1 protein-coding gene is annotated in these 604 nt (G+C 41.4%); it reads left to right on the forward strand.

The window, feature by feature from the left end:
- Positions 1 to 341: 341 nt before the first annotated feature.
- Positions 342 to 604, forward strand: a 263-nt coding sequence (locus ACTXGO_RS15845) for a S4 domain-containing protein (protein WP_443575196.1), incomplete at its 3' end; no start/stop codon positions are given.

A 604-nucleotide genomic window follows, 5' to 3' on the forward strand; every position in this document is an offset into this window, starting at 1 on the left:
CTAAATCGACCCTCATACTAGCTCCAAAAAACAAAGCCATAATAACATAAGTGGTTAGCTATTAAACGAATAACGTTCAATCTTGTTTTAAATGATAGTAAAAAAGTAAGTTTTAACACTAGCTTATCATTATATTCGAATAAGCAAATTAATATCATACTGTTATTAACTGGTGATTAATAGATGAACTATTTTTAGTCCCACTATCTACTTGCTGTTCTCTTACGCTAAGGCTGCGTATTTAGCGTAGAATAGCCAGCGTATATAGCGTAAAATAGCCGCTGATAATTTTATCCCTACTACATTGAGAAATGTAGCTCCAACCGACTCAAGGAATGACTATGAAAGATGAAAAATTACAAAAAGCACTAGCCCGTATGGGACTTGGCTCACGCCGTCAGATGGAAGAGGTCATTAAGTCTGGGCGCGTCACGGTCAATAACGGCCCTGCGACCATTGGCGATCGCGTCAGCCCAGGCGATGAGATCCGCGTTGATGGTCGTCAGATCAAATACACAAGCGAGAACGAAAAGCGTCGCCGCGTTATCGCTTACTATAAGCCTGAGGGTGAGATTTGCTCAGCTAGTGATCCAGAAGGTCGTCC

It is taken from the genome of Psychrobacter sp. T6-1 (genome assembly GCF_052258445.1).